Here is an 18,817-nt window from a genome sequence, read left to right on the forward strand (position 1 = left end):
TTATCTATCTGCCTGAGATCAAATGATTGAATTGAAGGTAATGTGGGGAACTAATTTTCAGCATTTTTTCTGGACGGTTATGCTCATCATTTATTACCTCCCGTGTTCGTTTCTTATGAATATTGATATTTCTGATCGTGACAAATCGATAGATATAAGCATCAAGGAATTGCTTTGCAGACCAAAATTCTTTGCCAATTTTCTGACAATAAGCGACAAAACACTGTGCGCCCTTAAGTTGTTGAATAATTTCCCACTCTAGGCTTGTCTTAGCCTTTGCCTTCATCTCAATACAGAGGATGACCTTTGTTGTTTCAGTATCGGCCACTATGATAAAATCTGCACGTTTACACTCACCTTTTAAGCCAGTAAATACCGCTTTAGGTGATGTAAAAGCATCTGCCTTGATGACAATAACTTGATCGTCATTGGGCATTCCATGAATTGTGACAAAGCAGTTGGGTAGATCGGGTTCTCTGAGTGTCACCTTCTTTTTACCGTAGCTATCTTCCAATGGCACTGTAGCACTTTCCTGAATCATCTCTTTGAGGATAGCAATATCAGACATTAATCCTGACCCCAAACAATCGATTCCTGAATCCTGTTCATCGTTTCAATAGTTGTATCAAAACTGCGGGCTTCAATACCCATTTCTGGATCAATATCCGCTGGTGTCAGCGTTTGACATTTATTTGTTTTTGTCTTCCCTGCCTCTTCTGCAATATAAACTTTAATTTTGTTAGACGAAATTAGTTCTACTTCCCGATAACCTTCTTCTTCAGCAATTCGCTTCAGATGAGGTTTATCATGGTTAAGCATAATCAATGTATTCAGTTCTTTAATAATGTAATCACTGTGGGTGGTAATAAAAACCTTAATACCCAGATTTACCAAGCGGGCAAATAGCCGTGCGACGCGGCGCTGGTTTTCAGGATGTAGATTTAATTCTGGTTCATCTATCATCAGTAAATCACCAATCTGAGCCTCATGTTTTAGGTAAAAACCGATGTCTAATAGAGAACGCACAGCACTAGAACTTTCATCCATAGAAAGCTTGAGCCTTTTACCATTTGGCTCATAATAAAGTTCATCATTACGGGTAACGGTGTATTGGCCGCCGATTATGTCAGCAAAATCTGCCAGTATATCAGGATGTTCCTCAGCAATAAAACTGCTTTTTTTAACAATGGTTTCAAGTTCCCTGGTAAATTCTACGTTTGTCTGTATCGGCAGGGCGTAGTCCTGATAAGCTTTAAATAAAAGCTGCATTGGATTGATATTATTGTTGCTTTTACCCATTTGTTCAAGCAATCTATTACGGGCAAAATTCAACTCTTTGCGAAAAATAGCTGCACCAGTTCGCTCTGCACTAGCGATAAAAGGACGAGGAATAATTTCGGCAAAAATGATATCTTTCAGTGCATCAGCAATGGTGTGTTTAAGTATTTGATTGGGAATTTTTGCCTTTTCTTTTTCAACTAGCAAGGTGACAACTAATTCTCTACTTTCTTCTCTTTTGGTCATAGAGAATAATTCGACATTGGCAGATCCTATTGTTAGCTCGAACTTGCGTGTTAAACGAATATTTTTGATGTCTAGATTTACCTGAAACTCTGTTTTTTTAAATCTTTTAGCCGGCGCTGCAAAAATCTGAGGCAATTGCTGTGTATAAACTTGACAAGCTTTAAAAACAATTTGCTCTGCCTGTTTGACATATTCTTGTATGTCTAGATGGATTACGCCGTCCGCAAGGAGTTGCTGGATTTTGTTGTCGTTAATGTCGATCGCCAAAATCTGCCGCCAAGTAAACAAAAAGCCAAACAGTGCATAGGTAGCGTAGGTCTTTCCGGTATTGTTGCCGCCACAAATAATTGTCAACTCGCCAAGGGTGAATTCGGCTTGTTTTAGGGCACCAAGATTTTTGACTTTAATTTTCATTGGTGTTTTCCTTAGATTGCAATGTGCCTCAGCAATATCGCACAAACCAAGCTAAACAGCCAGCGCCTTGATACTTTCTTGGGTATCAGGAGGGATCTTTTGCCAACCCCTGGCAATGTTAATATTCATATTGGTTTGAGCAATATCTAACAATGTATCATCAATTGAATGTGTTTGATTTTCGCGCAACCAAATTAAAATTTCCGCTAAATGCCAGATAGAGTGGGCACCTTCATAAACAGGAATCGGAAATTTTGAGTCGTTTTCGAGGGTGAGATTGGTCATGTGCTGTGGAGTGTACCCCAGAATTTTAGCTGCATCGGTCAAACCAACAAAATCTGGTGCTGCTTCAATTAGAGTGGCACTTGGAACAACTCTTTTGACATCAGAAATCGCACTAGAAATAGCTTCATAAGCCGACGACGCCTCGCGGATGAAATTTAGTGCGACATATTCTTTATTCCCAACTCCGATTAAGGCGTCATCACAGCCACCTGCATACAGTTTCTCGATAAAATCGTCAGTATTGGCTAGGGATTTTTTTAGATTAAACTTCACAGTAAAATCATACTCATTCATTCTGATTCCTCCTCTGGGTAAAACTCATTCACATCGTTATGCTTTGTGCAATTATCCACTACTCGGCGAATTTGTTTTCCATGATTCCCTGAGTTTTTTGGGGTACTCCAAATACTGGATATACAAAAAATCCCGCTTCTACACTCTTTATCGTTGTAGGGACAATAAATTTTCCCCCAAGCATGAGAACCACCAACATCAACGCGCCATCCATTTTTTTCAGCGTATCTCAACGCATCCTCAACTTCTGGCTTTGGGTGAGTTTTTCTGACCATTACAATTTTTGCTTACATATCGTTCAACACGCTACTATAAACCTAACTATTCTGCACGCTTATAATTCATCACCAAATCCAATCGCGATAAAGAACTTGTCGCTGATTCCCGCACATAGGAATCCACGGTTTCATCATTCGCAAATGTGGTGAGAACTTCTACACAACGTCGATCGCCCACAGAAGCCAATGCACTCACAATCGCCACCTGTACCGCTACATTATCCGTTGTATTCAGCGATTCCACCAAAATCTCGAACGCAGACGAACCCATCTGTCCCAAGGCCATCACGGCTGCAATGTGCACTACAGGATTAGCATCGTCGATCGCCTTTTTCAATCCCTGCAAACCGACTTCTGGGAAAGGCAACTCTGGATAGTTAATCGCAACTTGCGCTAATACTTTCGCTGCACTTCCTCGCACTGTCACGTTGTCGCTATTTAACAATGCGTCAACTACCGATGGTACGGCATCCTCACCGATCGCACCTAACACCTTCACTGCCGCCCGACGATAGGTGACATCTTCGTCGTCTAAAATGGCCACCAGTCGAGAAATGGTATTTTCATCGCGGGAATCGGCAATTTCAAACATCGCCCGATCGCGCATATGAGGATTCGGGTGTTTTAATTGTTCAAACAAAGCATCTGTTGTCATAGTTTTTGGGGTTTTAGGTTTTCTAATTTAAGCTGAATTAACAATCCTGGACGCATAAATATCTAAGAAACCGGGTTTTTACCAGTATTAAAAGCTGGGATGCAGTATTTTGGTAAAAAAACCCGGTTTCTGCCTCCCGTCTCAGGTAGGGACACGGCACTGCCGTGTCCGGCTGTAGGGACACGGCACTGCCGTGTCCCTACTATATTTCAGATGTTAAAGAAGTATGAGCATCTATTTTAGCTTGAACTAACCAATCTTGGTCAGCCGCAGCAACTTCATAACCACTAACATCACCAAGTTTTTCTAGTGCCATTAATGCAGCATACTTCAAATCCCAGATTTTAGTTTCCAGACAGGTTTTCAATTCTGGGATAGCACGCTTGTCTCCGACTTCCCCTAGGGCGATCGCAGCCGCCGCACGGGATTTCTGAAACTGTGGCTGGGGGTTGTTCAAAGCTTCCAATAACAAATCGTAGGCTGGAGAGTGTTTGAGCCAACCAAACAATTTTACTACATGAAAATGCGCTCCGTAGTCATTGTTTGCTTCTTCGGCAAAGGTGGCAAACAAAGCTGCCGGTGCCTCCTCTGAATAATGTTCTAAAATTGTTTTAATTGCTAAATAGCAACGACCAAAATCCGTTTCGTATAATTGGTTAATTAGAAACGGTAATTCTGGTAATTCTTCATAGCTGTGCACTAAATCTAAATCACCTGGTTGATCCCGTAAGGTTTGTTCTAAGTAGGGTTGAATGGTGGCAAAGGTAAGGGATTTGTCGGCGATTCCGGCTGCTGCTAGCATCCGAATTCCCCTCAGCCTAAAGACTAAAGATACGGGACATTTGGCAATGTTGGGAATGGCATCGTAGTGGTGGGCGTCGATCAAATCCTGAATTGATAGTCGGCGCCCTAGGACATTTTTGTGTTGCAGCATGGCGACAACTTTTCCCATTTGAGAAAAGTCTCTGGTTAAACGACAAATTGCGGCGATCGCAGCACTAGCAGTCGGCGGATCGAGATCGTCAACAAATTTGCGAATTCTGGTCTCGGCTGGTTGATAATCTAATTTAGTCAGGGTGTGGATGATTACTCGGTAGGTTTGTCCTGGTTTATCGAGCAATTGAGCGACTTCTTCGAGGATATCGCTGTCTTGAGTGCCTATTTCGCCGATCGCCCAAACGGCATTTTCCACTGTGTAGCAGTCATCATCGCTCAAACAGGTGCGAATCACCGGTAATGCTTGGACAGCTTGGAGTCTTCCCAAGGTTTCCACCGACTTGCGGCGCACAATGCGATTGTCTAGGGATGGATCGGTTTGCTCTACTGCTCGCATCAGTGCTGCGATCGATCGATCTGTGGCAAAATTGATCAAATGGGAAGCTGCTATGTAGCGGGAATCTTCTTCGCCGATTTGGTCTTGTGGCGTATCTAAAAGGGCGATCGCCTGGTCTTCTGTTAAATTAAAAAAACTAAAAAAGCGTTTATCCATAAAATTAGCTGTCTGGGATTAATTGTAATATCAATTCCGCTTGAATGACCGCACTACAAACCGTTTTTCGGGTTCGTACTACTCCATGAAAGCGGACTGAAGTCCGCACTACAAACCGTTTTTCGGGTTCGTAGTGCGGACTTCAGTCCGCTCCATGAAAGCGGACTGAAGTCCGCACTACAAACCGTTTCTCGGGTTCGTACTGCGGACTTCAGTCCGCTCCATGAAAGCGGACTGAAGTCCGCACTACAAACCGTTTTTCGGGTTCGTACTACTCCATGAAAGCGGACTGAAGTCCGCACTACAAACCGTTTTTCTTATTGGTAATCTATCCGAGTGCATCTCAAAGGATATATCTATCCAAACACAATAACAAGCCCAGGAATTCTTTACCCTTACTTTACCGAAATCGGTAGAGCAACGAGCCAAGAGTTCCTAGACTTGTCGGGGTAAAAATTACCCAGTTACGACATTACAAACCTGTCTAATTAATTAGGACAGGGAGTTGATGGCGTAGTCGAGGAGAGCATTGTACTCAGTCAAAGCTTGAGCAGACATATCGCGAGGAGCACAACCGCGGTTGCGAGCAAAGCTTAATGCTTCAACGTAAGGAGCAGTAGGCAAGCCCAAAGCGCGATAGACTTCGCGTTGACCAGCAATACCCCATTCATCGAGGGGGCCTGTGCCGCCAACTACCAAGCTGTATTGAACCAAGCGCAGGTAGTGCTTGATGTCGCGGTGGCATTTTGCTTTGAAAGTATCGGTGGAGTTAGCTTGACCGGATTCGTTCAAGTAAGGATACTTTTTGATGCAAGCATCATAAGCTTCTTTAGCAACTGCATCCAGGTTGTTGCCCAGTTTTTCTGCAGCTTCTAAACGAGCAGCAGAGCGTTGGATAGAACCTTGTACTGATTCTAAATCTGAGGTGCTGGGGAAGCGTCCTGCTGCATCAGCAGAAGCAATCGCGGTGGTGAGAACTGATTTCATTTCCTAAATCTCCTAAACTGATTTTGACTGTGAGCGTAGTTTCAATTTTGCTGAGCGAATTGCGATTAGCAATAAACTAGCTCAGGGCAGAAATGATGCGATCGAAGTAGCTGGAAGATTCAGCAACCAAGCTAGCGCAACGATCTTCAACTACGATTGTTCCCATTTTCCGCAACTTAGCACCAGCAAATTTTTCGCTGGGGTTGTCTTGGATGTGAGCAGCGGCTTGAGCCTTCATGATTTGAACTGCACGCACGGTGGAGGTGGTGGGTACGCCCAAAGCTGCGTAGGTTTCTTTCAAACCATTCAAGCAACGATCGTCAAGAACCGAAGCATCACCAGCCAAAAGAGCGTAGGTGACATAGCGCAAAATGATTTCTGCATCGCGCAAGCAAGCAGCCATGCGACGGTTAGGGTAGCAGTTACCACCGGCTTGGATCAAGCCTTGGTTTTCGCAGATCATACCGGCAACAGCGTCAGAAACCATGCAGCTAGCGTTGCTGGCGATCGCGTTTACAGCATCCAAGCGTCGGTTGCCGCTGGCAACGAAAGCTCTCAGGGCAGCAATATCACCAACGGTGGAGGTGCTGGCATCGGCTGAAACTACAGCTCTTGAAAAAGCGTCAAGCATTGAGTTCTCCTTAACTTAGACGAAAAATTATTTTTTATCTTAGTTGGTCAACTTGGTGACAAACTTGATGGTTTTGAATATATCTCTGGGCTGATTCCTTCGTCTCATTCCTGAGAAACAAAGTAACAATTTGTTACTTTTGTCGCTAAAAGCACTTTTTTTCGTTTAAGAAACATCTCTATACCACGATCGGGCGGATTCTGAACAGAAAGGTCAATCGCCCGATCGACTCACCCGATCGCAGCTCGATCGATCGCCCAAGCTATTTTAAAATTGATCGATAACCCGAACATGATTACCTATGACGGCAAATCTCTCGGCGCGCTGCTATGCGGGCGATCGCGATTTAAGGGCGATCGCCGATTTAATCAATACTTGCGAAGAAGTCGATCGGCTCAATGAAGGCACTTCTATCTCCGAATTGCAACAAGAATTTAACCAACCGTCCCGAGATTTAGCGCGCGATATGTGTCTTTGGGAAGATGCGGGCGGCAAATTAATCGGTTTTGCCGAGTTGTGGATCTCTGAACCTGGGGAAGTCATCGACGGTTGGCTGTCGTTTTCTGTCCGCCCCGAGGCGCGTCGCGGGGATGTGGAAGCGGCGGCAGTCGCTTGGGGCGAAACGCGGATGCGCCAGGTAGCACAAGAGAGTGGCGCCTGCGTGAAGCTGCGATCGGGAATTAGGGCACAGGATGCCGATCGTATTTCTGTGCTGGAAAGTTGCGGTTTTAGGGTCGATCGCTATTTTTGTCGCATGGCGCGATCGCTCTCGGAACCGATCGCAGAACCTGAATTCCCAGAAGGTTTTGCGCTGCGTCAATTCCCCGGCGAAGAGGATTCGGAAGCTTGGGTAGAAATGTTCAACCAGTCGTTTATCGATCACTGGAACCACCACGATTTAACTGTCGAGAAATTCAAGTACGATTTAGGAAAACCCAGTTACAGAAAGGATTTAGACTTGATTGCTGTTGCTGCTGACGGGACTTATGCAGCTTTCTGTTATTGCGAAATTAATGTCGAAGAGTGCGATCGTACTGGACGAAATGAAGGCTGGATTGCTGTTCTCGGTACGCGGCGCGGCTTCCGCAAACTTGGATTGGGACGATCGATGTTGCTGGCTGGTTTGCAGCGACTGAAAGCTGCCGGTGTCGAGACTGCGATTCTCGGCGTCGATGCTGCAAATCCTTCCGGTGCATTGCGACTTTACGAGTCTGCGGGCTTCCACAATATTCGCGATAGCATTTCCTATGTTAAGGATGTTTGAGGATTTGGGCGATCGCACAAAAACCCTTTGTAGTGGCGTTTGTAGTGCGGACTTCAGTCCGCATAATGCTGCGGACTGAAGTCCGCACTACAAACCTTGCTTATTTATTGCGGTCAATCGACCGGACATGACATGACATAACACAATATTTTCCTCAAAAACCCCGTTTTTGCAACCTCTGTAACTTTTATCTAAAAAACTTTTCCTACCCCCTTGACACTCTTGTAGTATATATGTAGTATGAGTATATGGAAAGCGCAGGAGAGCCAAAAACCTGTATTTTCCGTACCAAATCTGAACCTTGACAACTAAATAGCGTTCGAGATTTCAAGGAACATCAATTTGAAAGTCTTGCAATACAGACTTGATTGTCATGTTGTTACTTTTCACGAGACTGTTCAGTTACAGACTGACTCAGCCTGAGTCAGATTTTGTACCAAAACAGCCGAATTTCAACGAATCTCAGGCGGATTCAGAACAGCACAGTTGCGATCGATCGCGATGGGCCCAAAAGACTGAGGAAATCCGCCATCTCAAACAAGCTTACCATTTAGAGCGGCGTTTGTTTATGTAAAAATTGTCATGTTAGCGCCGATGCGAATGCTGGCAATTTTTACCAACTAACCCCACAACTAAAGAGCAGAAAAGCTACTAATCCAAAATCTAAAATATCAAATCTAAAATCGCTTAAGGAGGTAACAGTTATGGTTCACATTCGTTTTGAAGGACGTTCCTATGATGTGGCAGAAAACCAACTGGGTATCACAGCAGGAATGAGCGACAAAACAATTCAGGAACGTCTGGCAAATCATTTTGATGTCAAGAGCGATCGCTTCGAGTCTTACGTGCTCGATCGCCGTCCCAGCGGCGATTTAATTGTCCGCCCAGAAGCGGTTTACGGCTAGGAATTTACTTTTATTCCGCGCCCTAATTCGAGAAGCCTACAAACATTAGGGTGGGAGCATTTCAGTTTTGCATTTACAGTGCTGCCCCGCTCAAAAAATGAATGGTTCGTAGTACGGACTTCAGTCCGCTCTTTAAAAATGCTTCTTGCAAAACTGAGATGCTCCCCATTAGGGTTCTAGTTCTGAAAAGATTACGGGTTCAATTCCCGCTAAAGGCTTCGGCTTTTATGGTGGAATGGCAAACACGGTAGAAATTGTCAAAAGCTTTTCAAACTTGCGCGGAATCAAAAAATGATCGGTTGTCGGGGGCGCACCCCAACTCAATAAGCTTGCAAACTGGCGAAGGTTCGACTTAAAATCGAATAGTAGGTTCAATTCCTAAAAAACAAAGCTTCTCTGACTCGTGCGCCACCTCTGGCACCTGAAGTTTTCATATCTGTCACGCGGTTAAAAATCCCACTTCGCGCCCTCACAAAGGAAGCTTACATACTAGCTCTTGGTAGAGCATTTCTCTTGGAAGAAAAGGTTGCGGGTTCAACTCCTGCGTATGAACAACGGCTTTCTTAACTTGCGCGAAGTGACTTTTACCGCCATAACATTTTGATTCAACTTTCTTTATGAAAAAGGTTTGTAGTGAGGACTTGAGTCCGCACAAAAATAAGGACTAAAGTCCTCACTACAAACCTTATGAAAAATAAGGAAATTATCCGCTGTTCAATCTTCTGTTTCGCGCCCTAACATAGAAAGCGCATACACACAATTCCACCGATAGGTCACAGGTTCAAATCCTGTCAGTCTCGTTTGAGGGGCTGTAGCTCAGGGGTAGAGCAATCGGTATGTTAAACCGCTTTTTAAACTTGCGCGAAACTTCCAATTTTTGAACAACTGAAGTCCTTAATACAAGCGAAACACTTCGCGCCCTAACTGATGAAGCTTACACACTTTACTAACTACAAGAGCCCTAAGGTACCGATATTCGAGCGATCGAATTAGGGAAGCATTCCGAGTCTCTAGTTCTAGATGAGGTTTGCGCGTCCACTGCTAGGTAAAACTGGTAAGAACGGCTGTGCTTAAAGCTTTTTTGACTTGTGCGAAGTGTTTTAAATTTAGTCGCATAATTTAATTTACAATTTTCAACTGCTATGAGCGAACACCGATTAGATAGAATCGTCATCGAACGGCCTCGCGGTGGATGGAGAGCTAGCTTAAAAAAAGTACCAGGAAACCGGAGACATCTGAAAGAAATTACTGAGGCAGCTTGCACTGATGGAATCTTTAACCCTTATCTACTCAAGCTAAAAAGAAAAAGCAAATATTTTTCAGATTGTCTGGGGCCTTTATCTCGCTGGCTGCGGAGCAAAGTAGGACAAGATTGGGATGATATCTACCACGAATTGTGTCAAATTCTTGATATAACTACGCTGTCTGGAAAACATATTCTCTCCCATGTTTGGGGTTATGTGGAAAGAGATGTTGTGTTGGTTGATGGAATTGTTTGCCATCGCCGATATGGGCGTCAACTTGGTTCTGGGAGAGAGGAACTTTACGTTCATCCTGAGACGCGGATACTCTGCTTGGCAAACAAGATACGAAAATTACCTCGGAAAAAGCCTGATGATTTTCTCAAGATTGATGATTATCATCATTATCGCAAGATAGATGGAATTTGGTATTTTTTCGAGCTGGCAGATATGGAAGAATTGGAGGTGACTAAATATTACTCCCGTGTCAAAACATGGAAGTATACTGCGAGCAAACGTCAGTGCAACAAGAAGCAAATTAAGTTCATCACGGAACAACTCAGTAAAAGTTAAAAGACATGGTTTGTAGTGAGGACTTTAGTCCTCAAAAATTGATTGGGTATTAGCCATGAACAAAAAAGTTCCAATTTACCGATCGCCCTACGAGATAGATACCCTCCTCCACGCCTTCCAAGAATGCAGCCTACCGCGCAGCGAATGGACCCACGAAGCCCATTTAACCGTTGCTTTATGGTATTTTCTGTTTGGCGAATCGGAACAAGAGGCGATCGATGCGATTCGGAATGGCATCAAACGTTACAACGCTGTGAATGGCATTGAAACCACGCCAAACAGCGGGTATCACGAAACGCTAACGCTGTTTTGGGCGCAAACTGTGCGCGAGTATCTGGCTGATGAAGGCCCCAATCGATCGATCGTACATTTAGCCAATGGCTCGATCGCAGAATATGCCGATCGCACTTTACCCTGGAGTCACTACACCCGATCGCACTTGATGTCCTCCGAAGCCCGAAATAATTGGGTTGAACCGGACTTAAGGGCGATCGAATTAGAACAATTTTCCCTCAAATAGTTAATTTAAAATCGCAGTTTTTGCCGCGCCCAAATCGCGAGAGCTTACATACAAACCCTATCTAGGTTTACCAAAAAAAGCTCCCCAAACTTGCGCGGTGATTTTTAAAACAGGAATTTTACGCATACATTCTAGATGTAGGGTGCGCACTGCGCACCTTACCACTAATAAATAGCGTGTCAAACGTAAGTCCTGAGAATTCACTCGCTAGCGTGCAACAATTGCCAACCACCGATTTTGAATACTTCTCAAATCCCAAATCCAAAATCGAATAGGAAGGTGACACCAATGAATATGAATACAGCAGAGCGCGATTTACGTTTAGAAATGCTCAACAGTCTGCTCACCACACCTCACCGCCAACTGGAAAAGGTGACAGAAATTCACAAATTAATTATCGAATTAGATCCGATTTTTTACGGTCATTTAGCAGTGTGGTATCAGCGTCACGGCGACGTGCGCGACCACAAGGAAGTTTTTGCCGGAAACTTGCTGACTTCGGCCCTGACAGAGCACCGAGACGCCGGGTTTATGATGTTACAAGAGTTCCCGCCCTACGAGGTTTCGCGGATTGTGGACTTTATGAAGCAGCACCAGAATAAGCTGCCTCGCAGCGCGCGCACTGCTGTCACTCGCTATCTGCGATCGCGCGAAAAGAATGCTCAGTTTTTCGATCGCGCCGCCATCCGCAACCGCAAGGCGATGAAGCACTTGTATGCGACTCTGCACGTCAAGCCGAGCGATCGAGCTAATGCTATCCTGTTTAAAGACAATCCGCCGGAAGACTCGCTGGCATTTGTTTTGAAGCAGTTAGCGAAGGCCGCTACTCCTGCGGAACAGGCGAATTTGATTGTCGAGTACAAGATTCCCTATACGATCGCAGTTGGTGCGATCAAAATGCTCACGCCAACGGTGTTAGCGGCGCTGATTAATTCGATGTCGCCACAGGAAGTCATCAACAACCTGAAATCAATTCAGTCTCGCGGCGCGATGGATCACCCGGAAGTCAAGCTGTTGATTGACTCGAAGTTGGATGAAGCCGCCAAGTGCGATCGGGTTTCTGCTTACAAAGCGAGTGTTGCCGGCGGTAGCGCAAACTTTGACGCAGCCACGGCGGCGAAGCTGGAAGCGGTGACAAACGAACAGGTGAAGAAGCGCGGCAAGATTGTCAAAGCCACCGGTTTGTTGGTTGACAAGTCGGGAAGCATGGAAAGTGCGATCGAAGTTGGCAAGCGTCTCGCTGCCATGATTTCGGGCATTTCCGAGGCTGCGCTGTTCGTCTACGCCTTCGACACGATGCCCTATCCAGTGGTAGCAAACGGCTGCGAATTGACCGATTGGGAGCGCGCATTCAAGCACATTCGCGCAGGCGGCGGCACAAGTTGCGGTTGCGCGGTGGAAGCAATGCGGATTAAGAAGCAGGTGGTTGAGCAGTTCATCATAGTAACAGATGAAGGCGAAAATTCCTCACCTTATTTTGCAGATGCTTATCAGAAATACTGCCACACTTTGGGCGTAATTCCTGATGTGGTGATTGTGCGAGTTGGCGCTTGGTGCGATTATGTTGAAAAACAATTGAAGGACAAGCAAGTGTCGGTGGAAACCTTTACGTTTGCTGGCGATTACTACTCGCTGCCGAACTTGGTGCCGATGTTGTCTCGTCCTTCGCGGCTGGAATTGTTGATGGAAATTCTGGATGAGGCTTTGCCAGTCAGGGATGACAAGTAAATTGTAGGGTGCGCACTGCGCACCTTACTTATTGTAGGCTGCGCACTGCTCACCTTACTTATTGTAGGCTGCGCACTGCGCACTGCTCACCTTACTTATTGTAGGCTGCGCACTGCGCACTGCGCACCTTACTTATTGTAGGGTGCGCACTGCACACCTTACTTATTATAGTAAATTGTAGGGTGCGCACTGAGAGCATCCCGTTTTTGTAGGGGCGAAGCATTCGCGCTGAAAATCTCTCGTATAGTCGATAGGATACAGGCGCGAATGCTTCGCCCTTGCGGATATGTTTGCACAATCGGGATGCTCCACTCCCATGACCGCAGTCAATATGAGATGATAACTAATAACTTATATCCGGTCATGCTTCTTCAGACTTCAAAAGTGAGATACACCCGAAATTGAGATTGAATAATGGGCGTTGCTGACTTACAGTATGAAGGGCTAAATATGCAAATCCTAAAAACCATTGTTCACAAAGCTTTTGGATTTTTGCCTGGTTCTTTTTCATCCCCCTACGATCGCCTGCAAAGTCTTTTGTTTATTCTAATTATCAGTTATCTATGTGTTGCTTGTCAATCGCAAAAAAGTATCAAGCCAGTTTCAGAACAAAATCTTCAGTTAAACCCCGCAACAGTTCCGGTGACTTCGCCGATAGTTCGCCAGGCGATCGATAATGCGATCGCCCAAACTAAAATTACCAATTCTTACGATCCTGCTTATGTAGCGATTCCCTACCCTGGTGGCGATGTACCGATGACTACAGGTGTTTGTACGGATGTCATAATTCGCGCATTTCGGCAAGTAAAAGTGGATCTGCAACAAGAGGTGCATGAAGATATGCGGCAGAACTTTGCAGCCTATCCAAAAGATTGGAATTTGACCAACACAGATCCGAATATTGACCATCGCCGAGTTCCTAATTTGATGGTATTTTTTGAACGAAAAGGTAAATCGTTACCTGTTACTCGCAATGCAGATAATTATCAACCGGGGGATGTAGTAACATGGAATTTAGGAGGAGGCGAGTCTCATATCGGGATAGTTAGCAACGTGCGATCGCCTTCGGGAAGATTTGCGATCGTTCACAATATCGGTGCAGGGACTAGACTGGAAGATGTGCTCTTCAATTGGAAAATTATCGGACATTATCGATATTTTTGAGTCGCATCGAAACTCGATCGCACTTTTCTCCCAAACATCTCCCTCAATCTCCGCAAGCTACAACTTTTTCTCGATTTTCAACTCTTCCCTAGTTTGTTCGATAATTTCCAGTAACTCCGGATTGGCGATGGATGAAACTAACTGCGAATCCGCAGCAGCCAAAGCAGCGCGCAGCTTGGGGGAAGTGAGTGTAGGATATTTCTCTAAAACTTGCTCTTCTGTCCATCCCGCCGCAAACAGCCCCAACAGGAATTCTACAGACAATCGAGTTTCTGGCGCTGCTGGTTGAATTGTGGAAGTTTTCGGCTTGGGATGAATAAGCTTTCGCCAGTCCATTTTTTTAGTTAAACGATTTGGGAAGACTTCGCCGATTATACTCCATTTGGACACAGTATAAATACGGGGAGCGTTGACTTACTCTGTAAATTGATACCGCAGGTCATTTCCCGATTTGTAATTAAATTGTTATGACGATCGCACTGCGGCACTTTCTTATAGACTAGACTGGTAGGATGCCGATCGGGCGAGATCCCTTTTTCATTTTGTCCGTTTCAATACCAAATCGCGCAAGCGTTGCTTGCAGCTATTGGATCGCACGCTTATCTCAGCCCACTGTGCAACCCACAATACAACTACTTTAACTTCTTAAAACTATGGGAAAAAAGTCGAAAGCCAAAAAATCCCAGGTCAAAACATCCACTTTGCTGTCCCAGCGACTCCAAGAAGCTCTCGATCGAGGCAGTAAAGTTTGGATTAAAACAAATAATAGCAGTTTCGGCGGCATCCCGATTAATTTGTTCGGGGAGTTTGCTGAACTTTTGGTAATAGTTCCCCCTAACGAACACGGGGAAAATACCGATGCTTACGGACAAGTTACGTGGTTGATTCGACTTTCTGATATTATTGCACTCGCCTATCCTACTGAATACTGGTCTAAAGATAGATTAGAAAGTTTGCTGCCACCTGACGCAGTTACCTCTGAAGTAGGAGATTAAGTGGGTAAGGTGCGTCGCAAACACCCTACTGGTTTGTAGTGAGGACTTTAGTCCTTCTTTCTGCGGACTAAAGTCCACACTACAAACCATTTTTTCCGCGCAAATAAACGGACATAATATGGCTATTTTCTCAGCTATTTTACAAGAGAAAATATACACCGCTCCGACCAATTTTCATCAGTTCAATTACTTGTTGCAAGCTGAAAGCTGAATTTTACAGTTGCCTCCTTCGAGTTCACTGCAACCAGCAAGAGCTTGAGCCTCTGCTGATGCTTTATCATCGCCCCAGCCCGCACCTGCTCCTCCTTTGCCTATTGAGATCGCTCCACAGTTATTAGTATTAGAAGTCAGCGGTTGGCAATCATTAGCCCCGCCACTTTCTTGATTGCAGGCCGCTACTGCTGCATCTAGTGCTTCTTTCTCTGTACCGTGATCCCAACTAATACCCGTAGCATCAGAAGTCGGAGAATAAGCAGTAGCTCCATGAGTGTTCTGAGCTTGAGCAACCTGGGCAGAGCCAAATATTGGCAGTGTCAAAGTTGTCACTACTACTAACTTAAAACAGAGTTTTTGCAGCATATTCACTTGATATTTTTCCAACGTTAACCTTGAATACTTGCTCAATATTATAGTCTGAATTTGCTTGATGTCAAGATTGTTTGTAAATGTTTATATTCGCTTAATTTCAATGCAGGCAATGTAAAAACAAGTAAAATTACGGAGGTCAGCTCAATGGCAAATATCCGCAAAATTATCAGCCAACTCGCTGCCCGAGAAGGGGAACTGCTCGATGCCCAATTCCTGGCTCCCTGCGTTCGGGGGGGAAGGGTGCGGACAAAGATAGGTGGCATGATTTATACTTTTCAATCGCAGCAGCGCAACTTTGAAGGATGGGCTATTTTTCAGCCAATTAATGATAAAGTCGCTGCTGTGGTTGAGGAACCTAGTTTGCCACAAGTCGCCGAGTATTTGCAACTGCTTGTACCGATTCGCTTGCAACTGGCTCGCGTGCTGCAAGGGCAAAGTTGGCTGGCCTATCCTGTTAACAAGTCTGATGCTAAACAGCGGGTGGGTTTTGCTAAACCTGTAGCTGTACATTTAGTGAGTGAAGGTTCACAGTTTGAGCAGATTGTGGCGCGGTGGGATGGTAATTGTTTGTGGTTTGAAGAGATTGACAGGCGCGCCGATCCGCTGCTTGCAGAAAAATTGAAAGCAGCTTTAAAAAAGTTGATTTTGCCTGAAGATGTTCGATTTAAAGGGATGACGCCCTCCATGGGAATTGTTTATGAATTGGTGACTAGAAATATTCAAGATTTCGCTCCGAAAGTGCGCGACGAACAGCGCTTGCAGCGGGCGTTGAAGATGGGCGGTGGCGAGTTGCGGGATTTTAGCGATCGCAAAGATTATTGGCTGGTTGAATGGACTAGCGGCAGTGGAGAACATCACAGTTCGGCGATCGCCAAAAATGACTTAACTGTTATGAGTGCTGGCATTTGTCTCAGCGGCTTGGACAAGGATTTCGACTTGCAGTCATTAGTCGGAGTAGTCGAAAATCGATAAAAATCATCAATCCTGACTAATAACTGCCGTCAACTGTCAACTGTCAACTGTCAACTGTCAACTGTCATGAGTATATTTTTTCACGAACAACTTTACAGAACTTCCGCAGTGATGTCGCTGGTAAAAAATTTCCCGGTAACTGTGTGCGGCGCGGGCGCTTTGGGTGCGAATATTGTAGAGAGTCTGGCGCGATCGGGCTTTTGTCAGTTAAAAGTCATCGATCGCGATCGCATCGAAGAGCGCAACCTTTCCACTCAACCCTACTATCGATCGGACATCGGCGCATTCAAAGCCAAAATTCTCGCCAACAACCTGTACCGCGCTTTGTCAGTCAGCATTGACGCCCACTCCAAAGAATTGACACCCGCCAATGTCGATCGGCTGCTTGCCAACAGCGCCCTGGCGATCGATACTTTTGATAACAGCATCGGGCGGCAAGCAGTCAAAGACTACTGTGCGAGTGTCTCAATTCCGTGCGTGCACGTCGGATTAGCCGCCGATTACTCCGAAATAATTTGGAACCAACACTATCGGGTGCCGACCGCGGCGAATGATGACGTTTGCGATTACCCGCTGGCGAGAAACTTGGTAATGCTGACAGTTTCTGTAGCCTGCGAAGTAATTGTTACCTTTGCTGCAACCCAAGAGCAACAAAATTTAACTTGCACGATCAAAGATTTTGCAGTAAAGCCACTTATATTGTAGAATGTCGGTTGACTGTTGCCAGAAACCCGGTCGATCGAGATTGGACGCCTCCATCCCATAAACCCGGTTTCTCACTCTCAAACAATTGTCAGTCGATTTTAGATTTTAGATTTTAGATTTTAGATTGACTTGCAGCATTGAATCTGGGAGCTTGAACAAAAGTCTAAAATTTTGGGATCGTCCACGACTTTAGTCGGTGGCTTGTACCCGTTTCTTGCGAGTCAAACTTGCAGAAAACGCTTAAGAAAATCAACAGGGAAAGTATGGTTGGATCGCAGACTTTTTATTATTTACTAGCAATTCTCGGCATATTAGTTTTGACTGGCGCCAATGCAGCCACTTATTCTGGCAGCAGCAGCGCAGTTTGCCCCACTAATGATTGCCACGAACCCGAAGTCCGTTACCATAAAAGGATTTTAAAACACGGATCGAGAGGGGAAGATGTGAGAAAACTGCAAAAATTGTTGAACGCCCGGGGTGTGTGTCCAGAACCGATCGCACTTGATGGCATCTTCGGTAGAACAACCCTAGATGCAGTGAAAATATTTCAGCGGGAAGCCAACCTTCCTGTAGACGGAATTGTGGGAGGCAAAACTTGGGACAGACTGTTTACCAGTTCGTAAATTTAAGTACCAGAAAACAGTAGTTCCTAATTCATCATTGTCAATCATTAATCGCTGCGGTTTGTAGTTGTGCAGAGAGTCTATTTTGTGCAACTACAGACACATAAATTGCAATCAAGAATCAATCGGACACGAGATTGCTAATGAATGAAGTTTTAGATTTTTGGTTTGGTCGATCGCAATCTCCAGAGTTTGGCAAAGTTCAAAAGAAGTGGTTTGAGAAAGATGCGGATTTTGATACGGAAGTGCGATCGCGCTTTCTTTCACAATACGAACTAGCAGCATCCGGTAAACTCGACTTCTGGCAAGAATCCCCAGAAAACTGCCTAGCATTAATCATACTGCTCGATCAATTTCCGCGCAATATGTTTCGCGAAAATCCCCAAGCCTTCGCCACAGACAGCAAAGCCTTAGCCGCCGCTCAACACGCTGTTAACAATAACTTCGATCGCGAATTGCTGACTGTACAAAAATGGTTTATCTACCTGCCTTTTGAACACAGCGAAAACTTAGAACACCAGCAAAAGTCTGTGGAATTATTTCGCCAACTCAGCGGCGAACCTGACAGCGAATCAGTCATTGATTTTGCAGTGCGGCATTTTAAAATAATCGAGCGTTTTGGGAGATTTCCCCACCGCAATCAAATTCTCGGACGCGAAACAACTCCAGAAGAAGGAGAGTTTTTGAGACAACCTGGTTCGGGATTTTAGGGCGATCTTAAAACCTTTAGGCTACTTGCTGTATCAACTAGATAATGGTATAGTTATGAGGAATACCCGACTGCCTTCAAAGTAAAAAGCACTGACTGCAATTAATAAAAAAAATAGTGATAGGACATACGCATGGGAGCAATTTTTACACTATTTGTGGGTGTAAGGTGCGCAGTGCGCACCCTACAGATAGTGTCTGTGCGTAAGTCTTGAGTGATTTTCGGCTAACATTTAGTAAGGTGCGAAGTGCGCACCCTACAGATAGTGTCTGT

General features: G+C 44.9%; 21 protein-coding genes and 1 tRNA gene. 13 read left to right on the plus strand and 9 right to left on the minus strand.

Features of this window, described 5'->3' with window-relative positions; genetic code table 11:
- Positions 1-4 precede the first annotated feature (4 nt).
- The 7 genes from JGK39_RS04185 to cpeB form a co-directional block, all read right to left on the minus strand.
- On the minus strand, positions 5-568 hold the full coding sequence (locus JGK39_RS04185) for a hypothetical protein (protein WP_293257312.1): 564 nt from the start codon (positions 566-568) through the stop codon (positions 5-7).
- Positions 568-1,938 carry an AAA family ATPase gene (locus tag JGK39_RS04190; protein ID WP_293257316.1) on the minus strand — a complete coding sequence of 457 codons (1,371 nt, stop codon included), beginning with the start codon at positions 1,936-1,938 and terminating at the stop codon, positions 568-570. The genes JGK39_RS04185 and JGK39_RS04190 overlap by 1 nt, the downstream gene beginning before the upstream one ends.
- 51 nt (positions 1,939-1,989) lie before the next feature.
- A complete protein-coding gene (locus JGK39_RS04195) occupies positions 1,990-2,517 on the minus strand; it encodes a hypothetical protein (RefSeq protein WP_293257319.1) in 528 nt (175 codons plus the stop codon).
- Between the two features lie 321 nt (positions 2,518-2,838).
- Positions 2,839-3,450, minus strand: a complete 612-nt coding sequence (locus JGK39_RS04200) for a HEAT repeat domain-containing protein (protein ID WP_293257323.1) — start codon at positions 3,448-3,450, stop codon at positions 2,839-2,841.
- A gap of 202 nt (positions 3,451-3,652) precedes the next feature.
- Entirely contained in the window at positions 3,653-4,939 is a 1,287-nt protein-coding gene (locus JGK39_RS04205; RefSeq protein WP_293257326.1) for a HEAT repeat domain-containing protein, read from the minus strand.
- A gap of 492 nt (positions 4,940-5,431) precedes the next feature.
- Positions 5,432-5,926 (minus strand): bleomycin hydrolase, encoded by a 495-nt coding sequence (locus JGK39_RS04210; protein ID WP_293257329.1) that lies wholly within the window; start codon positions 5,924-5,926, stop codon positions 5,432-5,434.
- Positions 5,927-6,002: 76 nt separating this feature from the next.
- The gene (cpeB, locus tag JGK39_RS04215; protein ID WP_293150294.1) at positions 6,003-6,557 is read right to left on the minus strand and encodes a C-phycoerythrin subunit beta; all 555 of its coding nucleotides are present in this window, start codon (positions 6,555-6,557) and stop codon (positions 6,003-6,005) included.
- Between the two features lie 301 nt (positions 6,558-6,858).
- Here cpeB and JGK39_RS04220 point away from each other — a divergent pair, with 301 nt between their 5' ends.
- The 8 genes from JGK39_RS04220 to JGK39_RS04255 all read left to right on the plus strand — a co-directional run bounded on the left by JGK39_RS04220 (position 6,859) and on the right by JGK39_RS04255 (position 13,952).
- Entirely contained in the window at positions 6,859-7,821 is a 963-nt protein-coding gene (locus JGK39_RS04220) for a GNAT family N-acetyltransferase (protein WP_293257332.1), read from the plus strand.
- A 373-nt stretch (positions 7,822-8,194) separates the two neighbouring features.
- Positions 8,195-8,395 (plus strand): radical SAM protein, encoded by a 201-nt coding sequence (locus JGK39_RS04225; RefSeq protein WP_293257335.1) that lies wholly within the window; start codon positions 8,195-8,197, stop codon positions 8,393-8,395.
- 130 nt (positions 8,396-8,525) lie between these two features.
- Entirely contained in the window at positions 8,526-8,726 is a 201-nt protein-coding gene (locus JGK39_RS04230) for a hypothetical protein (protein ID WP_293150288.1), read from the plus strand.
- A gap of 483 nt (positions 8,727-9,209) precedes the next feature.
- A tRNA-OTHER gene (locus tag JGK39_RS04235) sits at positions 9,210-9,276 on the plus strand.
- 592 nt (positions 9,277-9,868) lie between these two features.
- Entirely contained in the window at positions 9,869-10,540 is a 672-nt protein-coding gene (locus tag JGK39_RS04240) for a hypothetical protein (RefSeq protein WP_293257338.1), read from the plus strand.
- Positions 10,541-10,595: 55 nt separating this feature from the next.
- On the plus strand, positions 10,596-11,060 hold the full coding sequence (locus JGK39_RS04245) for a hypothetical protein (protein ID WP_293257341.1): 465 nt from the start codon (positions 10,596-10,598) through the stop codon (positions 11,058-11,060).
- A 288-nt stretch (positions 11,061-11,348) separates the two neighbouring features.
- On the plus strand, positions 11,349-12,788 hold the full coding sequence (locus JGK39_RS04250) for a hypothetical protein (RefSeq protein ID WP_293257453.1): 1,440 nt from the start codon (positions 11,349-11,351) through the stop codon (positions 12,786-12,788).
- Between the two features lie 414 nt (positions 12,789-13,202).
- Positions 13,203-13,952, plus strand: a complete 750-nt coding sequence (locus tag JGK39_RS04255; RefSeq protein WP_293322005.1) for a DUF1287 domain-containing protein — start codon at positions 13,203-13,205, stop codon at positions 13,950-13,952.
- A 57-nt stretch (positions 13,953-14,009) separates the two neighbouring features.
- On the opposite strand, the gene JGK39_RS04260 is transcribed toward JGK39_RS04255, so the two are convergent.
- Positions 14,010-14,288 carry a DUF433 domain-containing protein gene (locus JGK39_RS04260; protein WP_293257347.1) on the minus strand — a complete coding sequence of 93 codons (279 nt, stop codon included), beginning with the start codon at positions 14,286-14,288 and terminating at the stop codon, positions 14,010-14,012.
- Positions 14,289-14,605: 317 nt separating this feature from the next.
- Between JGK39_RS04260 and JGK39_RS04265 the strand changes: the two genes are divergently transcribed.
- On the plus strand, positions 14,606-14,947 hold the full coding sequence (locus JGK39_RS04265) for a hypothetical protein (protein WP_293257350.1): 342 nt from the start codon (positions 14,606-14,608) through the stop codon (positions 14,945-14,947).
- A 186-nt stretch (positions 14,948-15,133) separates the two neighbouring features.
- On the opposite strand, the gene JGK39_RS04270 is transcribed toward JGK39_RS04265, so the two are convergent.
- A complete protein-coding gene (locus JGK39_RS04270; protein ID WP_293257353.1) occupies positions 15,134-15,526 on the minus strand; it encodes a DUF4189 domain-containing protein in 393 nt (130 codons plus the stop codon).
- 153 nt (positions 15,527-15,679) lie between these two features.
- Here JGK39_RS04270 and JGK39_RS04275 point away from each other — a divergent pair, with 153 nt between their 5' ends.
- From JGK39_RS04275 to JGK39_RS04290, 4 genes are all read left to right on the plus strand, one after another.
- On the plus strand, positions 15,680-16,507 hold the full coding sequence (locus JGK39_RS04275) for a hypothetical protein (RefSeq protein ID WP_293257357.1): 828 nt from the start codon (positions 15,680-15,682) through the stop codon (positions 16,505-16,507).
- A gap of 66 nt (positions 16,508-16,573) precedes the next feature.
- Positions 16,574-17,212, plus strand: coding sequence for a ThiF family adenylyltransferase (locus JGK39_RS04280; protein ID WP_293257360.1), 639 nt, complete (start codon positions 16,574-16,576; stop codon positions 17,210-17,212).
- Positions 17,213-17,475: 263 nt separating this feature from the next.
- Complete coding sequence (locus JGK39_RS04285; RefSeq protein ID WP_293257363.1) at positions 17,476-17,835, plus strand: peptidoglycan-binding domain-containing protein; 360 nt, start codon at positions 17,476-17,478, stop codon at positions 17,833-17,835.
- A 143-nt stretch (positions 17,836-17,978) separates the two neighbouring features.
- A complete protein-coding gene (locus JGK39_RS04290) occupies positions 17,979-18,545 on the plus strand; it encodes a DUF924 family protein (protein ID WP_293257366.1) in 567 nt (188 codons plus the stop codon).
- The last annotated feature ends 272 nt before the right edge of the window (positions 18,546-18,817 follow it).

It is taken from the genome of Microcoleus sp. PH2017_12_PCY_D_A, from assembly GCF_020738565.1.
GTDB lineage: Bacteria > Cyanobacteriota > Cyanobacteriia > Cyanobacteriales > Microcoleaceae > Microcoleus.

What these genes read in the sequence shown, in the direction of transcription:
- JGK39_RS04185 (WP_293257312.1), bottom strand. Translation starts at nt 568, where the DNA reads ATGTCTGATATTGCTATCCTCAAAGAGATGATTCAGGAAAGTGCTACA.
- JGK39_RS04190 (WP_293257316.1), bottom strand. Translation starts at nt 1,938, where the DNA reads ATGAAAATTAAAGTCAAAAATCTTGGTGCCCTAAAACAAGCCGAATTC.
- JGK39_RS04195 (WP_293257319.1), bottom strand. Translation starts at nt 2,517, where the DNA reads ATGAATGAGTATGATTTTACTGTGAAGTTTAATCTAAAAAAATCCCTA.
- JGK39_RS04200 (WP_293257323.1), bottom strand. Translation starts at nt 3,450, where the DNA reads ATGACAACAGATGCTTTGTTTGAACAATTAAAACACCCGAATCCTCAT.
- JGK39_RS04205 (WP_293257326.1), bottom strand. Translation starts at nt 4,939, where the DNA reads ATGGATAAACGCTTTTTTAGTTTTTTTAATTTAACAGAAGACCAGGCG.
- JGK39_RS04210 (WP_293257329.1), bottom strand. Translation starts at nt 5,926, where the DNA reads ATGAAATCAGTTCTCACCACCGCGATTGCTTCTGCTGATGCAGCAGGA.
- cpeB (WP_293150294.1), bottom strand. Translation starts at nt 6,557, where the DNA reads ATGCTTGACGCTTTTTCAAGAGCTGTAGTTTCAGCCGATGCCAGCACC.
- JGK39_RS04220 (WP_293257332.1), top strand. Translation starts at nt 6,859, where the DNA reads ATGACGGCAAATCTCTCGGCGCGCTGCTATGCGGGCGATCGCGATTTA.
- JGK39_RS04225 (WP_293257335.1), top strand. Translation starts at nt 8,195, where the DNA reads ATGTTGTTACTTTTCACGAGACTGTTCAGTTACAGACTGACTCAGCCT.
- JGK39_RS04230 (WP_293150288.1), top strand. Translation starts at nt 8,526, where the DNA reads ATGGTTCACATTCGTTTTGAAGGACGTTCCTATGATGTGGCAGAAAAC.
- JGK39_RS04240 (WP_293257338.1), top strand. Translation starts at nt 9,869, where the DNA reads ATGAGCGAACACCGATTAGATAGAATCGTCATCGAACGGCCTCGCGGT.
- JGK39_RS04245 (WP_293257341.1), top strand. Translation starts at nt 10,596, where the DNA reads ATGAACAAAAAAGTTCCAATTTACCGATCGCCCTACGAGATAGATACC.
- JGK39_RS04250 (WP_293257453.1), top strand. Translation starts at nt 11,349, where the DNA reads ATGAATATGAATACAGCAGAGCGCGATTTACGTTTAGAAATGCTCAAC.
- JGK39_RS04255 (WP_293322005.1), top strand. Translation starts at nt 13,203, where the DNA reads ATGGGCGTTGCTGACTTACAGTATGAAGGGCTAAATATGCAAATCCTA.
- JGK39_RS04260 (WP_293257347.1), bottom strand. Translation starts at nt 14,288, where the DNA reads ATGGACTGGCGAAAGCTTATTCATCCCAAGCCGAAAACTTCCACAATT.
- JGK39_RS04265 (WP_293257350.1), top strand. Translation starts at nt 14,606, where the DNA reads ATGGGAAAAAAGTCGAAAGCCAAAAAATCCCAGGTCAAAACATCCACT.
- JGK39_RS04270 (WP_293257353.1), bottom strand. Translation starts at nt 15,526, where the DNA reads ATGCTGCAAAAACTCTGTTTTAAGTTAGTAGTAGTGACAACTTTGACA.
- JGK39_RS04275 (WP_293257357.1), top strand. Translation starts at nt 15,680, where the DNA reads ATGGCAAATATCCGCAAAATTATCAGCCAACTCGCTGCCCGAGAAGGG.
- JGK39_RS04280 (WP_293257360.1), top strand. Translation starts at nt 16,574, where the DNA reads ATGAGTATATTTTTTCACGAACAACTTTACAGAACTTCCGCAGTGATG.
- JGK39_RS04285 (WP_293257363.1), top strand. Translation starts at nt 17,476, where the DNA reads ATGGTTGGATCGCAGACTTTTTATTATTTACTAGCAATTCTCGGCATA.
- JGK39_RS04290 (WP_293257366.1), top strand. Translation starts at nt 17,979, where the DNA reads ATGAATGAAGTTTTAGATTTTTGGTTTGGTCGATCGCAATCTCCAGAG.